The organism is Ensifer sp. Root31 (assembly GCF_001424825.1).
GTDB classification, from domain to species: domain Bacteria; phylum Pseudomonadota; class Alphaproteobacteria; order Rhizobiales; family Rhizobiaceae; genus Ensifer; species Ensifer canadensis.
The window spans coordinates 192,112-209,641 of the sequence record NZ_LMCO01000012.1 but is presented as its reverse complement, the minus strand read 5'-3'; the positions used below and the strand labels follow the sequence as shown (position 1 = coordinate 209,641).

General features: G+C 59.7%; 11 protein-coding genes. 5 read left to right on the top strand and 6 right to left on the bottom strand.

Annotated features, from left to right (window positions below; all coding sequences use genetic code 11):
• Positions 1-7 precede the first annotated feature (7 nt).
• Positions 8-7,252: a peroxidase family protein gene (locus ASD00_RS12930; RefSeq protein WP_057206982.1), complete on the bottom strand. Its 7,245-nt coding sequence runs from the start codon at positions 7,250-7,252 to the stop codon at positions 8-10.
• A gap of 426 nt (positions 7,253-7,678) precedes the next feature.
• Here ASD00_RS12930 and ASD00_RS12925 point away from each other — a divergent pair, with 426 nt between their 5' ends.
• Positions 7,679-8,341, top strand: a complete 663-nt coding sequence (locus tag ASD00_RS12925; RefSeq protein WP_057206980.1) for a response regulator transcription factor — start codon at positions 7,679-7,681, stop codon at positions 8,339-8,341.
• Positions 8,342-8,609: 268 nt separating this feature from the next.
• A complete protein-coding gene (locus ASD00_RS12920; protein ID WP_082523536.1) occupies positions 8,610-9,023 on the top strand; it encodes a helix-turn-helix transcriptional regulator in 414 nt (137 codons plus the stop codon).
• 257 nt (positions 9,024-9,280) lie between these two features.
• Here ASD00_RS12920 and ASD00_RS12910 read toward each other — a convergent pair whose 3' ends face one another.
• Positions 9,281-9,880 carry a dihydrofolate reductase family protein gene (locus tag ASD00_RS12910; RefSeq protein WP_244496053.1) on the bottom strand — a complete coding sequence of 200 codons (600 nt, stop codon included), beginning with the start codon at positions 9,878-9,880 and terminating at the stop codon, positions 9,281-9,283.
• 187 nt (positions 9,881-10,067) lie between these two features.
• On the bottom strand, positions 10,068-10,754 hold the full coding sequence (locus ASD00_RS12905; protein ID WP_057206974.1) for a TetR/AcrR family transcriptional regulator: 687 nt from the start codon (positions 10,752-10,754) through the stop codon (positions 10,068-10,070).
• 119 nt (positions 10,755-10,873) lie between these two features.
• Here ASD00_RS12905 and ASD00_RS12900 point away from each other — a divergent pair, with 119 nt between their 5' ends.
• From ASD00_RS12900 to ASD00_RS12890, 3 genes are read left to right on the top strand one after another with little or no spacing between them, the layout of a single operon-like run.
• Positions 10,874-11,905, top strand: a complete 1,032-nt coding sequence (locus tag ASD00_RS12900) for an efflux RND transporter periplasmic adaptor subunit (protein WP_057206973.1) — start codon at positions 10,874-10,876, stop codon at positions 11,903-11,905.
• Positions 11,906-11,912: 7 nt separating this feature from the next.
• Positions 11,913-13,154 carry an ABC transporter permease gene (locus tag ASD00_RS12895; protein WP_025430462.1) on the top strand — a complete coding sequence of 414 codons (1,242 nt, stop codon included), beginning with the start codon at positions 11,913-11,915 and terminating at the stop codon, positions 13,152-13,154.
• Positions 13,151-13,822, top strand: coding sequence for an ABC transporter ATP-binding protein (locus tag ASD00_RS12890; protein ID WP_057206971.1), 672 nt, complete (start codon positions 13,151-13,153; stop codon positions 13,820-13,822). The genes ASD00_RS12895 and ASD00_RS12890 overlap by 4 nt, the downstream gene beginning before the upstream one ends.
• 212 nt (positions 13,823-14,034) lie before the next feature.
• Here the strand turns inward: ASD00_RS12890 and ASD00_RS12885 are convergent, their stop codons facing one another.
• The 3 genes from ASD00_RS12885 to ASD00_RS12875 form a co-directional block, all read right to left on the bottom strand.
• The gene (locus ASD00_RS12885) at positions 14,035-14,796 is read right to left on the bottom strand and encodes a transporter (protein WP_156585570.1); all 762 of its coding nucleotides are present in this window, start codon (positions 14,794-14,796) and stop codon (positions 14,035-14,037) included.
• A gap of 199 nt (positions 14,797-14,995) precedes the next feature.
• Positions 14,996-15,787, bottom strand: a complete 792-nt coding sequence (locus ASD00_RS12880) for a hypothetical protein (protein WP_057206967.1) — start codon at positions 15,785-15,787, stop codon at positions 14,996-14,998.
• Between the two features lie 300 nt (positions 15,788-16,087).
• On the bottom strand, positions 16,088-17,521 hold the full coding sequence (locus ASD00_RS12875; protein ID WP_057206965.1) for a DUF1254 domain-containing protein: 1,434 nt from the start codon (positions 17,519-17,521) through the stop codon (positions 16,088-16,090).
• Between the last annotated feature and the right edge of the window lie 9 nt (positions 17,522-17,530).

Genomic DNA, 17,530 nt, shown 5'->3' with positions numbered 1-17,530 from the left:
ACGCTGGTTACAAGTTGAAGTCAGAACCGGTGAGGTTGTGGTTCCCCTTGATGTTCAGGCGGAACTCTGCGGCTCCGTCACTGTCGACGCTACCCGAGACGACGGTGTAATCGCCATCCGCCCTCGTTTCATGGGTCACGGCGAGTTGTGCCGGGCCACTCAGGCTCGATCCCGAGACCAGGGTGAAGGACTGGTTTCCCGCCACCCCGTTATTGGCATCGGTGCCGCTGAGATCGATCTTGTCACCGGCCTGGAAGCTGGTGATCGTATCGCCATCGGCATTGGCTTCCGAAGTGAACCGGAAGGTATCGTTGCCGGCCCCGCCTTCGATGACGTTGACGAAGGCATTGGCGACAATCGTGTCATTGCCCGAACCGGTCACGACATTTTCGATCCCCCACAGGGTATCCTGCCCGGTCTGACTGCTGGACACGCTCCCCTGGTTCATGAACCCGGAGCCGATATCGACGGTCAGATTGGCGGTTATGGCCGACATGTCCAAAGTGTCGTTGCCGGTATCGCCGTAGTAGATGTCGTCACCATCATCCTTGGCGGCGACAATGATATCGTCGCCGGATCCCCCGGATACGAAGTCGCTGCCGGCTCCGGTCTGGATCATGTCATTGCCTGCATCGGCAAAGATGCGGTCCGATCCGGCATCGCCGTAGAGCATGTCGTTGCCCTCGCCGCCGAGAATGTCGTCGTTGCCGTCGCCGCCGAAGACCAGGTCGTTGCCGCCACCAGACGTGATGAAGTCGTTGCCCTCATCACCTCTGATGACGTCTGCACCCTCGCCACCGATGACGGTGTCATTGCCACCAAGGGCAACGATCGTTTCGGCATTTGCCGTGCCAAGCAGGACGTCCGCGCTGGCTGAGCCGGTGATCGGCGCACCTGTTCCCGCAGTGGGTGTCGGTGTTGGTGTCGTATCGTCGTCGGTCCCGCTGATCTGCGGCCCAACCCCTTCCTGCTTCTTGAAGGTGACGGAGTTGGTGCCGTTGCTCACCGTGACGTTGCCATTGGCCTCGGTGGTGACGAAGTTCGCGGACGCACCCTCGAGCTCGATCACGTCCTGCGGACGCAACTGGCCGATCAGCGTGTCGTTACCGCCATTGGACCGGAAGACGATCCGATGTTCGGAGCTCAGTCCGGTTATGTCGACCGTATCGTCGCCGGCGTTACCGTCGATGGTGATCGTGCTGAAGTTGAGGCTGGTGAATGGCGCATTGAAGTTGCCGATCACCTGGATGGTGTCACCAGAGAAAGGTCCCCCGCCGTCAGGTTGGTTTGGATTGTTGCCGTTGTTGGCGGTCGTATTGAATGCGTTGACCGTGATCTCTTCGATATTGTCGAGCTCGGCGATGACGGTGGTGTTCAGCCCGACCGTGCGGGTGATGATGATCTCGGCATCCGCCCCGGTCACAGGAACCCCGGCAGCGATTGCCGCGGCTCTTGCATAGATCCGGAAGGTTTCCGCATCAGTATTGCCCGTAAGCTGGAAGGTGTCGGTGCCGGCGCCGCCGTCGACCCGATCGAACCCTTCGATGGAACTCATGTTGATGATGTCGTTGCCGGTCCCTGCGTTGATGATGTCACTGCCGGTGCCGCCATTGATGGTGTCACCACCGTCGCCGGCATCGATATTGTCATTGCCGCCACCGCCGGTGATCGTCGTTCCCGCGGTATTGCCGATGATGATTTCAGCAGCCGCGCCGCCGGTGATGTTGCCGATCACGCGGTTGATGTTGACCTGGGCCGTATCCGTCAGGCCGCCATCGGTAGCGGTGTAGACGAACGAGCCGCCTGCTCCGCCTGTGTCATTGAGGGTAAGGACGCCCGCCCCGATCACCGGAGTAGTGACGCCATCCGGGCTGCTGACGGCCGTGATCGTAAGAGCACCGCCTTCCGGGTCGGTATCGTTGGCGAGCAGGGCCGCGTGCGAGATGGTGAAGTTCACCCCTTGCGCAACGTTGGTGATGACGGTGTCGGTGTTGACGGACGGAGCATCGTTGATGGCGTTCACGGTCACGGTCGTGGTCGCGATTGCGCTGGTCAAAAGCCCGTCATTGACGGTGACCTGAATGCTGCGGGCGGCCGTGCTCGGGTTCTCCGAGGTGTTGGCGTAGCGCACCTGCTGGATCGCCGTGCGATAGTTTGCAATCGAGGTTGTGCCGGAGAGCGTCAGGGTAATCTGACCTGCAACGGAATTGTCTACCGCTGCGGTAATGCCTCCCGGCAAGCCGCCCTGCACCGTCAGGGCATCGCCGGCGCTGGCATTGGTCAGAACCACCCGGGCAGAAGCCAGGGTCGTACCATCGTCGGTAATGACAGGGCCAAGCGCAATGGCAACGGCAGGGGCATTTTCGGTATAGGTCGTCTGGTAGTTATTGCCGGGCGCGCCAGGCACAGGCGTGATCGTATCGACCTCGGTCTGGATATTGACGTTGTCGATGTAGAGGTTTTCACCGCCGTCGAAAGTCCCTGCGGCTCTGAAGCGGATTTGAGTATTCGCGCCGATCAAGCCTTGGGGGATTGGTGCCGTAAAGACATTCGTTTGATTGCCGCCGACGGTGCCAAGCTCCGTCCACGCGCCGTTGGTGGTGTTACGAACTTCGACCACGACATTCTCGCCGCCATCCAGTTCGTCTGCGACATAGTTGAAGCTTAGGGTCGCCCTGGTAATGCCTGTCAGATTGACAGCACGCGCAAGGGTCTCATTGCCATCGGTGCCTTCGATGAATTGCAGTCTGCCAGCGGCGAGACTGACACTGATATCACCCCCTGTGGCGCCGCCGGTATCGTTGCCTTCAACCCATGGGCCTCCCCAGTTCGAAGCGCCGTTGTTATTCGTGTAGGCGGCTGCGGTGAACGTATCGCGATAGGCCTGCGCGACCGTCGCTGTCGTCGTGGTGGTCGAGGGGCCGTGCAGATCCAGCGTCGGCGCCTGCAGCGAGATATCCTGGTCGGTGAAATCCAGAAGCTCGACGTTTCGGATCGTGTCGGTGCCGTCGGTCGCCAACCCGCCGACATGGGCGACTGTGACCGTGCCGTTTGTGTTGAACGTAATGTCATATTCGGCACGGGCACCCGAGAACACGGCCGTATCGATGTCGGCAATCCCGTCGCTATCCACCTGGTCGTTGCTGTCGCGGATTGTCCGCACGATTGCCAGCTGACCCGGATTGATGGTGCCGTTGAACATGGCGGCGGCGAGCGTCGTCATGCTGTTGTGCAGTACAGGCGTGCCCGTATGTTCAGGATCGTTGGCGGCATAGACGCCGATCTGCACGTCCAGCCATTTGTCGCCGTCGATGATGTCGTCACCGGCGTTGCCGATGATACGGTCGCTGCCGTCGCCGCCGAGGATAATGTCTCCGCCGTCGAAGGTGGTGACGCCAGCGCCAAGCAACGCCTGCAGGCCATTGACAAGCGCGATACCTTCAGCGTCGAGCGCGCTCCCGAGATACCCTGTGGTCCCGCCTTGGGTCAGAGGCGCCCTATCGGCCGCCACGTCTTCGGTGCCGGCCAACACGTCGTTGAACCTCGTCCCGGAGAGACCTTCCATGGATTCGTACTCGTCGAGTGCAGCGTTCTCTGGAAGCACCGGAGCTTCGTCGAACACGATCGGGATCGACAGGTCGGCATTTACCCCACGGGCGTTGTCCTTGTAGGTCGCCCAGTCGAAGCCGGACATGCCCACCATTTTTCCGCGGCCGGCGCTGCCGACCATGATGTCGTCGCCACCCTCGCCGATGAACTCGTCAAAGCCGCCATCGCCGAGGAACACGTCATGTCCGTCAACGCCGTCATGGGCAAAGACTTCATCGAAGTTATCGCCAGGCGCACCGTCAAATGTACCGGTTTCGATCCAGTCGTTGCCTTCGTTGCCGAGGATGCGTTCGGCGTTCTTGTTGCCGTAGATGAAGTCGTTGCCGGTTCCGGCGAAGACCTCCGATCCCATGTCGGTGCCGAGGAAGATGAAGTCCTGGCCGTCATTGCCCATGACCAGGTCGAGGCCGGGTCCTGCATGGACGACGTCATTGCCCGCACCAGCCTTGATGTTGTCGTCGCCGCCGGAGTCGACGATGATATCGTCGCCTGCGCCGGCATTGATGATATCGTTGCCGAACCCACCTTCCAGCCGGTCATTGCCGCCGTCGCCATAAAGGGTGTCGTCACCGATCCCGGCGATCAGGATATCGTTCTGCTCGGTGCCGCCAAGGACCACGTGGTCGCCGCCGGTATATTTGAGATAATTGGTATCCGCGCCCGGTGTCGCCGGGTTGTTGCGTTGGACGAGTGGTGTGAGAATACCACCGCCGAGTGGGTCATTGCCCAGATTGTCGGCACTTTCGTCGACGCCGGTCCCGGGATTGTCATCCATGATGCCGTCTGCACCGGCCGTCTCGCCGAGACCGGGATTATACTGCTTGGTCCGATCGACCTCGAGAATGAGGCCGGGTGTCGAGAAGACGTCGGACGGCAGGTGCGTCGCGTCGGTATTGCGCATGATCATGGCTGCGAAGGAGTTGTTCTCCATCTCGCCAAAGAGGTGCAGGCCGTCGAGACGCTGCAGGTAATAGAAGCGGTCGCCGCTCTGCAGTTTTTCCATCTGGGTTTCGAAGACGAAGTTGAAGGTCGAGCCGAGCATGCCGCCGAAGGGCATGATCTGTTCGGCAAGGCCGCCGATCCATAGATCGACATCGTTGAGACCGCCAAGCGATCCTCCGGCAAAGCCGCCGGTGGCATTGAGAAAGTCCTCGGCGTTCGCCTGTACCGCCAGTCCGCCGAAGGATTGGTTGAAGATCAGGGTCATTGCGGCGTCGCGCTTGCCTTCGATCGTCGTCTGGCCGGTGATCAGCGGATGCGTGCCGTAGGCGGCGATGAAGTTGATGATCGAGGCTTCGTGTTTGAGATGGCTAGCGAAGTCGACCCAGCTCTCATAGGGCTTGAGCAGGGCATCCTGGTTGGTCGCCGCATAGAACTGAGCGCGCGCTTCATTCAAGGTCGGCACACCCGTGTCACGACCGCGAGCCAGGTTGATGGTCGCCAGATCGAGAGGCAGCCCCAAGAGATTGTTGCGAAGCGCGCTCGTGACGAACTCGTCGATCTCGTTGCCCACCTGCCGGGTCATGCCACGGATAATGGCGCCGGCGGCGACATCGGCATCAACCACACCGGCCGTACCATTGTTCTTGAACTGGATCGGATTGAGAAAGCCCTCGATCAAGCCGATATGGTCGGCATTGAAGCTTTCGTCGAAGCGGTCGATGGACTCAGTCAGCATCGAGTGACCGAAGCGATAGACCACGTGAGCGAACTCCGCCACGATCGACGGGTCGATGGTGACGTCGAAACCGTCCGGCACCAGGAACACGTTGATATTGGGCTGGATCTTGCGTGCAAATTCTTCAAAAACAAGATGCTGATACTGCATTTCGGTGCCGAACTTGGCCGCCTGGAACAGGCGTTCGCCGTCCCAGATGAGCCCAGTTGCGCTTGCCGGAACTTCCGTGACGTCAACAGCCAGCCATTCGTTCAGAAATGCGACCGCCTCCGCCTGCGAAGCACCATTGGTGAGCATGGCAGCGGCGTCAGCCAACACCACGTCCTTGGTGTGCTGCACCAGGCGATTGTGTTCGGAGTGGAAGACGTGGTGGACGGCCGTCAGGCCGATATTCTCGTTTGCACGGCCGTCACCGGCGATAAAGTGGGCGTCAAGCAACTCGTTGTCATACTGACCATCGGTCGGCGTTTGGTCCGGATTGCCGAGCCCGATTTCAAGATCGCCGTCGGCAAGACCCGTGGGGACCGCATTGTGGGCGATGTCGGCCAGGAAAGCGTGACCGGTCCGCACGGCCAGATGCTGTACATCGGGAAGCGTATCGGCGTCGGGACCGTCTGCGACAAGATTAAACAGGCTGAGTGGAGCGGTTGGCGTGCCCGATTGCAGTGACTGCGGTGGCCCGGCCATGACAACCTGCGGGAAGCCCGTTGTCGGGTTGGGGATGAAGTTGCCATAGGCGTCGGTCGCCAGCAGCGGCAGGTTGCCGACATGAAAGTCGGTCAATTCGATGCCGAGGATCGTTCTTGCCTGGGCCTTGACGTCGGCCCAGGTGGCCATCCCGCCATTGACGCCTTCAATCAGCCGTCCGGTTGCAACCGGAACGCCGTCCGCATTGAGCACATATTGGCGCAGGAATACCTGATGGGAGGGATGCGAGGTATAGGTCTGGTTCTGGTCGACGAATGAGGTCGTGTTGTTGACCGGACGGTCCGTATCGTCTGCGGTCCCCATCACACCATCGGCGCCCGGCCCGGCCAAAGTCGCGCGGGTCAGCACCATGAAGTTGGTCGTGCCACCTGGCACATAAAGCGGGTCGTCGGGCATCAGCGGTATGAACACGGTGCCGTTGCCGCCCTTGGCGACAAGATCGAGCCCGTGATCGAAGAACTGGCCAAAGAGCGTGAACCAGGAATTGAATGAGGCAGACAAGCCTTCGTCCGGCGCCAGGTTGGTGATTTTGACGTTCGCGCCTTCAAGTTCGATGCCATTGTCTGTGAGAAGAGTCATCAGACCATCGTCGACAGCATCAAGTGCTGCGCGTGCCGCGTCCAGTTCCGCAAGCGCATCGGCTGCCGCCTGTTGCAAGGCTGCGTTGCCGGGACTGGCCGATGCCGCCGCCGCCGCTTCCGCATATTCGCGCTCTTCGGTCGCGACAGCTCTGAACTGCGGGATCAGCGGTGCATAGGCCGCCGAAATCGCTGCTGTGACGGCCATCTGCTGGTCCGGGGGAACGATGCCTGCCCTCTGCAGGCCGGTCAAAATGGCCGACGGATTGCCAAGGGTCTGGTCGACGAGCAGGTTGGAAATGGTACGCACATAGGGGTCGAACACGTCACCGGGGCCGGCTGTTCCGGGACCATCATTGTCGATGCCTGGCTGGTAGGTGACGGGGACCATCGTTGCCGGACCGGGACCGTCGGGGTCGACCATGATCGTGCGGAAATCGGTACCCAAAGGCTCTGGGAATTCATTGTCGGCCGCACCCCATTCCGGGTGAAGCGGGTTGTTATAGGTGCCGTCAACTGTTCGCAGGCCCCAAGAAACATTGTAGCTTGGAACCGAACCGTTCGGGCCGAACAGCGACTTGCCTTGCGTACCACCCGACTGCTCGAAGAGCGCGTGATCCTCTGCGATTTTGATCTGCTTCAAGATGAAATCGAGGTCAGAACGAATATAGGCAACCATTTCTACTCTCCTCTTGAAGCCGGCAAATGCGGCTTGGCGTGACCGGTGAAATATTATTGATGACGTCGATCGTCCCGCTGCGCGGGGTGTTGCCCGCACATCGTCGACAGAAACATTCGTTTTATCTAATTTGCTAATAATCAACTGGTCCGATGCCTCTTGGCCAGTTGCCTAAGTCCAGTCATTTTTCAGACTTTGGTGCCTAGTGCGCGCATGACATTGGTCGCCTAACCCCCGGGACCAAGGTCTTAATCACAGGGCGCAGCATCGCCATTGTTCCGGAGGTCAAACGGTTTCAGGCGATGGTTTGCCCAACAGACGGCTGCAGACCGTTTGGGCACTACGGATTTAGGCTTACCTACATAAGCGCATGGACAGGAAATGGGCGCAGGCGTATATCTCCCGTCAGAGGGTGGGAGATCAAATATGAGATCAATTGCGTTGGCTCTGGCCGATGATCATCCATTGATGCTCGCGGGTCTTGTAGATCTGTTTCGATCGAAGGAAGAGTTTGTAGTCGTCGCGACCGGGTCTTCCGCCGAAGAAGTACTTGAGATCGGTCTACAAACAGCACCGGATGTTTTCATCGTCGACATTATGATGCCTGGCAACATCTTCAATACTATCCTGGACCTGATGAAACGCGGTTGCAGGACGAGGTTCCTCGCATTTAGCGCCATGTCGAAATCTGACATCGCAGTCAATGCGCTCAAGGCCGGCGCCAGTGGTTACGTCGTCAAGGGGACCAGTCCACAGGAGCTCATTGATGCGGTTAGGGCCGTTCAACGAGGTGAAATCTTCATAAGCCGAGATCTCGCCTGCAAGTTGATTGAGCACCACAGAATGGCGTCGCTCCGTGCCGCAGCCGGGCCAGCCGTCAAGTTTAGCCTCAGGGAAGGCCAAATCATCGCAATGCTGACTCGGGGATGCACCAACCGCCAGATCGCCGAGGAATTGAAGATAGGCGAAAAAACCGTTAAGAATCATATGACCGCGCTCATGCAGAAGTTAAATGTCCGCAATCGCCTCGAAGTGCTGATTGCGACACAGAAACTTGATCGGGACGAGCTGCCCGCGCCACGCCACTGATGGTGATCTCACAAAGCCGTGCCTGATCTGATTTCCGCCTGCCATTAACGGCCTCAATTAATAGCTGTATTTCGAAACGTTTCTGAGGCGCTAACTCGCTCTATCTCTCCAACGGATTCACCTGATCCGAAAAGACACCACGCTCACCGATTGCGCGCGCTGGAAGCGTCGGGTCTCACTCCGCCCTACCACTATTGACGAATGCCCAGTCAGAGCAGCTCACCGCAAGTCGCACACAGCAGCCGATCGTTTGAGGATTGTACCGCAAATGGACGGATTGCAGAGAATTGTGCGCAACAGCACGCTCAATTCAGACATTCGTCGCTGGAGGTGCAGTGCTATGCCAACACGCGTCAACACAACAGCTGCGCTTGCGGAAGAGCTTGGCGAACGCCTACGGGCCGTGCGGCTTGATCACCGGTTCTCGCGGGATAGGCTTGCCGCCGCGCTTGGCGTCACGCTCCACCAAGTCCAAAAATATGAGAATGGCAAGAGCAATATCTCCGTGCCGATGCTTATTCTCATGTGCGAGGCGCTCGGCGCTCATCCTATGGAGTTGATCGGCACGATGGTTGAGGCTCGCGTGACCGTTTGCAAGACACCGGATATCGCGCAAGAGCGTCTCGTCATGGCCCAGCTGAAACTCGAGGAGATCTGCAGGGAGATCGCCGCAGGGACGTGATCGGTCATGTCGCCGGCCTGCTCACCGCCGCGACGGCTCAAAGATCGAAAGACTGGCAAGGCTGCCGATCAGAGACTATTGCGAATGATAGTTGAACATGGTTCGTTCAGCATCGGCATCTCGGCCAGAAACCTGGCCGGGGATCTCTCGGACCTTGGCGAAGAGTTCTACATGATCGAGGCGCTGAGCGTCGATCTCATCTAACTGCCGACCCTCGACTACGACGTCGTGACAGCACCCCAGCAAGGTGAAGATGTCTACTTCTTTGCTTCCGTCGATTCCATCGTGGCCGTTCGATACTGCGGACGCCCGGTGGGACGGTAGGCTTGGATGATCACCCCGCCGGCGGTGGACCGCGATGCGACCAGTTCGAGTGCCTTATCCGGGCCGGTCTCGCGAAAGAGCCGCATACCCTGGCCGAGGATCAGCGGGTAGGTGAAAAGGTTGATCTCATCGACCAGGTCGTTGTCGAGCAACCAGCGGATGAGCGTGGTGCCGCCATGTACTTGCAACTCGCCGCCCGGCTTGGCTTTCAGGTCGCGGATCGCGGTCACGAGGTCGCCCGAAAGGACAGTGGTATTCGCCCATTTCGGGTTCCGGAGCGTATTCGATGCCACGTATTTGGGCCGCGTGTACAAGGCGAGTGCGACAGGGTTGTCACGCGGGATTTCTTTGACCGCTCCCCAGGAGCCGGCAAAGACCTCGTACGTCCACCTGCCGAACAGAAACGCGTCGGCGCGCGCGTAGATCTGGCCCAATGCGGCCCTCGCCTCTTCGTCGAAGAGCGGCGCGATCCATCCGCCGCGCTCGAAGCCGCCGCGACGGTCCTCGTCGGCCGAGCCCTTGCATGACTCCATCAAGGGAGACATTCGTCATGGTAATCAATTTCATGATCGCCGTTCCTTCCGGTTGGTCACCGTTTGATCGGGCCAGTTACACGCGCCTTCACTGCATAGACGGACGGCTGATCCGGAATTCGACAAACAATTCAAGAAATCTTTTCGGCCGCCGTCAATCTTGCCCGCATACCGCCAGGCCGACGGGTCAGGCTTGCAGGAAGGTGCGCGAAAAGCCGGGTTCCGTTACCTCGATCGACCCCTCCGGAAGCTTCAAAAAACGCTCGATCGCGGTGCCATAGGTTCGCATCCAGCTGTCCAGCATCGCCGCTGCCCCGTCGAGGTCACCGGCCTCCGAAAGTTGCAACGCCTTGTGCATCATCTTGGCGACGCTCAATCGCAATTGCAGAAGCATCATCGCGGCAGTTTCCGGATCAGGTGCGTCCAGCGCTCCCTGCGCATGACCGCGCCGCAGTATCTCCGTGATAATTGGCAGACTGGCTGCCTGGAGAGCCTCGTCGATGCGGTGATACAGCACGACGTTTTCCGGCTTGAACAGGGCGTTGAAGGTATTCTTCAGCTGCGGCGCCATTTCAAGTTTTAGTCGCCGCGAGCCGGCGAAAAGCGCATTCAACTGTCCAACGGCATCAATCGAAGGGTCTTCGGCGAGGGGCTGCAGTTCCTCGAGATTCCTCTTCGCCAGTCGGGTCGCGACCGCCTCGAGGAGCGCCTCCTTCGAAACGAAGTAGTGATAGAAAGCACCCTTCGAGACATCGGCCTCACGGATGACGTCGTTGACCGTCGTATCCTCGTATCCATGCTGAAAGAACAGCCGTTCGGCGCAATCGATCAGCTCCTTCGATCGGACCTCGGGCGATTTCTTTATTCTAGCCATACGTGCTCCGAGAACTGCGCCTTAGCACGGTTTGCAATGTGTTCCACGATGCCCACGATAGGCAAGGTGGTGTTCACCCTTGAAACAAACCGACCGTCGGTCTATTTTTACTGCATCGAATGCAAGGTTTCAAGGAGCGTTTAGTGCGGCTAGCTCGTTATGCCATCGCTGTCACCGTCGTCGGCATCGGCGTGGTGGTCTCCTGGTATTTGTTTCGTCCAGTTCCCGTATCCGTTGTTGCCCCCAAACGTGGCGATGCGGCAGAGATCGTATACGCGGACGGAGTCGTGGAGCCGCGCACCTGGGCGAAGGTCACGCCGACCGTGGCCGAGCGGATCGTCGAACAATGCGACTGTGAAGGCGAACGCGTCGCCAAGGGACAGGTGCTCGCCCGCCTCGACGACACGGAGGCGCGCGCAGCACTCAGCGAACTCCAGGCGCGCCTGACGCTGGCGCAGGAAGAATATCGGCGTAAGCTGACGCTGGCCGAAAAGCGCACGATCAGCGAACAGGAGGTCGACCAAGCGCGCAGCGAACTGGGCCAGCTCGAAGCTTTGGTGGCGGGTCGTCAGGCGCGGCTTGCGACCTACGTATTGCGAGCACCGAGCAACGGCCAGGTGCTGCGGCAGGATGGCGAGATCGGCGAAGTCGCCGGACTCGGCACGGTGCTCTTTTGGGTCGGGGAACCGAAACCGCTGATCATCACGGCCGACGTCAACGAAGAGGACATTTCGCGCGTCGACGTCGGGCAGCGGGCGCTATTGAGATCGGATGCTTTTCCCGATCGCAAGCTCGAGGCGACCGTCGACAGCATCACGCCAAAAGGCGACCCGGTGACAAAGACCTATCGTGTCCGCTTCCGCTTGCCCGACGACACGCCGCTGCGCATCGGCATGTCGACGGACGTCAACGTCATCGTGCGGGTATCGCATGGCGCTTTGATCATTCCAACCGTGGCTCTGGAAGGGACAACGGTCGCCCTGCTCGACGGCGGGCGTATCAAGATACAAGCCCTGAAGACGGGCATACGTGGCGCCGAAGGCGTCGAGATCCTGTCGGGTCTCGAAGACGACGCCCGCATCGTCTCGCCGTTCCCGACCGACCTTGCCGACGGTGCTCGCGTCAAGGCCGCGGCCGAGCCGGAGAAATGAGTTCGCCATGCGCCTCATCCTCGACATCGCGCTGACCCACATTTCCGGCCGGGGACGGCAGACGGTCGTCGCGATGCTGGGAGTTGCCGTTGGCGTCGGCTTTTCCATTGCCATGGCGGCCCTGATGCAGGGCGGCCAGGATGATTTCGTCCGTCAGCTCGTCGACACCATGCCGCATGTGCAGGTGACCGACGAGCAGCGCACGGCCCGGCGGCAACCGGCAGAGGACCAGTTCGATGCCGCCGCCATTTTCGGGCTCAGGCCGCGAGACGACCGCCGCGGCATCATCAACCCAACCGCAGCCCTCGCCTGGCTCAACGCCTGGATCCCGGGGCGCATTGCAGCGACGCTGAATGCGCAAGGGGTCATTCGCTATTCCGGCCAGGAGGTCGGCGCCGCAGTCCTCGGTATCGACCCGCAAGCTGAGCCCCGCGTCTCTCCGATCATCGAGGATTTCAAGGCGGGAAGCTTCGCGACCCTCGCCGCCGGCGGCAACAACGTGGTCATCGGCGATACCATGGCCTCACGGCTCGGCGCTGGCCTCGGCGATACGATTACCGCGGTCTCGTCGGAAGGGCTTAGCCGCCGCTTCAAAATCGTCGGGCTGTTCCATACGGGCACCACCGCGCGTGACGAAGGAGAAGCCTACGTGCTGCAGAAGAACGCACAAATCCTCTCCGCGCGGCCGAATGCGATCAACCAGATCAACATCAAACTCGACGACCCGAACGCCGCGCCCGCGGTGGCGCGCCGCGTCGAAGCGGAGCTTGGCTACAAGGCGATTGCCTGGCAGGAGGCGAACGAGTCGATCCTGGAAGCGCTCGTCGTTCGCAATGTCATCATGTACACCGTCGTCGCCGCGATCATGTTGGTTGCAGGTTTCGGCATCTTCAACATCATCTCTACGATCACGCACGAGAAGGCGCGAGACATCGCCATCATGAAGTCGCTGGGTTTCACCGAGTCCGACATGCGCATTCTCTTTGTGCTCGAAGGTGTGGCCATCGCCACGGCCGGCACGCTGCTCGGCTGGGCGCTCGGCTTTGCGATGGTTTATGCGCTTTCGCTGGTGCGCTTCGAGATATCCGCAACCGGGCAAGAAATGACCCGGCTGCCGATCGCCTGGAGCATGCTTCACTATCTCATCGCCGCCGCCTTCGCACTCGGCTCGGCAGCCGTTGCCGGCTACCTGCCCGCAAGGCGCGCGGCCCGCGCAAATCCGGTCGACATCATCAGGGGCGCGACATGAGTTCACTCATCGAAGCCAAGGATCTCACACGCATCCTCCAGGAAACGGTGCCGGTCACGCTGGTCAAGGAGGTGTCCGTGACGATCGGCGAACGGGAATTCGTCGCGGTCACCGGCCCGTCCGGCTCTGGCAAGTCGTCACTTCTCTATCTGCTTGGCTTGCTCGATCGGCCGACCAGCGGCACGCTGATGATCCGCGGCCGGGACACCGATCTCATGGATGAACAGGAGCGGGCCACCACGCGCCTTGAGAATATCGGCTTCGTCTTCCAGTTTCACTTCCTGCTGCCGGAGTTCACTGCGCGCGAGAATGTCGAGATCCCGATGCGCAAGCTTGGCCGCCTCGCCCGAGACGAGATGCGCCAAAGAGCAAGCGATCTGCTCGAGGCACTGGGCCTTTCCGATCATCTCGACAAGCGTCCCGATCAGCTTTCGGGCGGCCAGCGTCAGCGCGTGGCGGTGGCGAGGGCACTCGCCAACGATCCACCACTGATCCTCGCCGACGAGCCGACCGGCAGCCTCGACAGCAACAGTTCCGAACAAGTCTTCACCATCCTGGAAACGCTGGTGCGCAAGCAGGGCAAGACGGTGGTCGCCGTGACGCACGATCTAGACATGGCCGCGCGCATGGACCGGCGCCTCAATCTTGTCGATGGACGATTGCATTGAGCGATCGCTTCGCTTGACTCGCCGCAACAACCTTTGCCCACCGGATCGAAAGCCGGAGCGCATTTTCAAGCCGAGATTGCGAAAGTTGGTTGTCCCAGTTCCAGCGACAAGTTCCACTCAGCGCCTGCAACCAAACAGTATATGCCAGAACATACCGAGACCACCGGCTTCCCGGCGCCGGATAGATTCATCGCCAAAACGGGCCCTAATCGTCACTTCGGGAACAGGAACGTTACTGCCGCTCTGAAACCCCATCCTTGCGGCCCGTTTTCAGGTGCCTGTGCCCAGTACCGCGCACCCGCTGTGAAGCTCACGGGCTGCTCACCGAATTTCACCAACTTTGACACCTGAAAATTGACCGGAACCGACCACTCGTCCTGGATCCAATCGTACGTGCTTTCAGTATTCAGCGAATAAGTCCATGCATCGGGCGTGGTATAGGAAACGAAAGGCTGCAGATACGTCGAACTGACATCCTCCCGATCACTCTGGCCGGCGAAAGACCAGATGTGGTTGGCCAGTATCCCGTATGTCCAAGGTCCTTCCTGTTTCAAGGCGACAGCCGTAGGACCAGCTCCCCATTTTCCACTCCCAAGTAGCTCATCGGTCGCTGTCGGGATAAGGAAGACCGGCCCAGCGCCCCAGATGATCCCGCCTGGGCCAGGTTGCTTGGGGGAAACGAAAAGGCTCTGGGTGATATCGCCGAGACCGAACTGGTGCCCGGATTGCCCCGCTATGTCATTTTGCGAGATCACGGGCAGGATTGTGCGCGAGATGATGTTCCAGTCTTCGTTTAGCGAAATTGGGATGACTGGTTGTATGTTGAGGACTTCGCGATTGCCATTCTCCGGGCCGTAACCGCGATCATAGTTGAACTGAAAGGGCACGCTGATGAGCGAAGCAATCGGATTGCTGAGCTTCTTGGCGAGCTCAGCACCGGACTCTTGAGCAGAGGCTGACCCGACGGTGGCCATCAAAGAGAAAGTCAAACAAATACTTCTGTAGTGCGGCTTCATAGTGTGACCTCGGCCCCTGGATTCGAAGGTTTTTTGTGCTGCATTGCCTCAAGACGGCAGTGGTGCAGCTCGCGTAACGGCGCAGTCAGCGGACCACGATCGGTCCGCTCGTTGTCTATAGACGTCCGCTAAACGTGGCGAACGGCACATGAGCATCCTAAAACCTTACGACCAGGCCTAGGATGGGCCCCTGCTGAACGGTGTCGAACACGAACCCATCATCGCTGTAGTCGACGCCCAAAGCGCGGTAGCCGGCAACTGCCGAAATCGTGTCGCTAAACCGGTAGCCTATCGTCGCAGCGACGTCCCAGTCGAGATCGGCACCACCTGCCCCAATGAACCCCCACCCTGTCAGATAGATTTCGGGAGTGAGCGAATAGGTGCCGCGAAGACCGGCTAAACCGTCCACCCACGTTGCACCATCGCTTTTGGAACGCCCATCGAGAATGCCGCCGCTGAAGGAAAGCTCGCTTTCGACGGACCAGACGCGCAGACCGCCGACGATTTCGAGCCGCGCGGCGCTGTCCTCAAAAACCGCATACCCCGCACCGAGCATCCCCGCGAAAGTCTCGGATTTGAGCTCGGCGTCTGTGGCAAGGATGCCTCTTGGCGTGCCGGCCTGCCCCGAAATCTTGGTATACATGACATCGCCGAAGATGCTGTAAGGTCCATTACGGGCCTCGCCCATCGCCATGGCGCCGAAATCGAGGTGATCGAAGATGTCGCTGAAACTGGCGTCGACGTCCACGGCAGGCAAGCCGAATTGCCCGAGTTCCCCCGACAAACCAGCTGCCCAGAAATAAGGCGCAAAAGTAAAGGTCCAGCCACTCTCCGTGGTCGTCTGCCGAGCCTCTGGCGTCATCGGCGAATAGATGTCCGCGGCCATTGCTCCATTACTAACGAGACATGTTCCGATCGCCGCCAGAGCGCGAAGTAGGTATAATTTCATGCTAGCCCCTAAAAGCGGCCGCCGATGCGGCCAAACTCGATTTGCGTCCGCGATTCAGACCCAGACGGAGATCGCGGTTTAAGCCGTTGCTGTTTTCGTGAAGGTCGGTCTCGTTCGACACGACGCGCGGGTGTCTAATAAGACACGCAGCGCTGTAGAAGGATACTTGGCGCAGCCCAATGGCAAACGCCCAGCGAGAACGCACCGCCTATGCAAATGCCGGCTGCTGCCTACTGTCCTCGGTCAGAGGACCACAAGAAGCAGAGGCGCCAGCCGAGCATCAGCACAATGGGGGGAGAACTATTCGGCCACAGTGATGCCGGGCGGCTGCCACGTCCCTTCGCCCGCCGGCAAGATCGAAGGCGCTTCCGTCTTCGGCCAGTACAGGCGCATCACGAGGTAGATTTTGTCATCCGGCGCCGGAAGCCAATTGGATTCCTTGTCCGCACCGGGGCTGTCCTTTTGGAGGTACAGCGTCAGCGAGCCGTCCGCATCCTTCTTCATCTCCGGCAACATCGGAGAGTTGATCAGGTAGCGATTGATCGGATTCTTGACCAGGAGCTGGCTCTTGCCGTCGTACATGGTAACGGACCAGAACGCATTTACTGGTGGCAACTGGCCGGCCGGGAAGGTCAGCGTGTAGTTGTGCTTGCTGCCGTCGAGCGGCGCACCGGCCGCGTCCGTTCGGGTATAGGGGTACATGGCTTCGACGGCATCATTGCCCAAGAGACCGCCCTTAGCGGCGCCTGCCCGCATCACCCAATCGCCATTGTAAAAGGCCTCGTCGCCAAAGAACGAGCCAACGTTCCAGCCGTTGATGTCCTTATTTCCGCTGGCCAGCCATTTGTCGACTTTGTCATTTCCCTGCTTCATGGCCACCAGGATTTCGGCTTTATGTTCGAGCGATAGTTCCTTGAAGTCGAAGGTCTTGCCGGGACCGATGCCAATCCTCGCAAGTTTCGCGCGAATCTCCTTGTCCCTTGCCGTCTCAGGGACGAACTGCAGGGCTGCGTCGAGATATTGGAAGAAGTTGTCCTTGATCCCGGCGGTGGTGGCAGGAAGGAACTCGATCGTGGCCGCGGCTGGCGGGGCCGGAGTTTTAAGAAAACCAGATAGCGGCTGGGCCTTGTAGCCGGCCTGAATATTCTCGACGTTCGGCATGTCGTCGGGGTTGAAGAGCTGCGTGCGGATAAGCGCGAGCGTGAACGGCGTCGTCGATTGGAAGACCTTCTTGATCCCCGAGGGCGTTTCACCCTTCCAGTCTGGGCCAACGACCAGATAATCGCCCGGCTCGGTCCCCGTGGCGCGCGTGCCGATGTAGCCGTAATTGTAGGTGTTGCAATCGATCAATTGGACCGAGTAGTAGCGGTCCTTTTCGATCACCGGCACCGAGACGACCATCGGCTCAGCGCGCAAATCCAGCCAGATGAACGAGTAAGGCGTGTCGCTGTTCGGCGTAATGACTGCCGTGTCAGCCGGGCTGGCGACATGGTGCATGTTGTTGATTTCGTTGAACGGCGCCTTGAATTGCCCCGAGTTTTTGTCAACGGCGAACTCTTGCATAACCGCATAAATCATCACCAGCGGCAGGCCGTAGATGAAGCCTTCCTCGGCGATGTCTTTTGCCTCGATAATGCCCGGGTAGCTTTGCGCCATCAGGAGGGTTGGCCTCGCAATCGCGGCGCTAGCGGCAATCACCGCGGTGGATCGAAGTAGATCTCTCTTCGTCAACATTTACCGTAC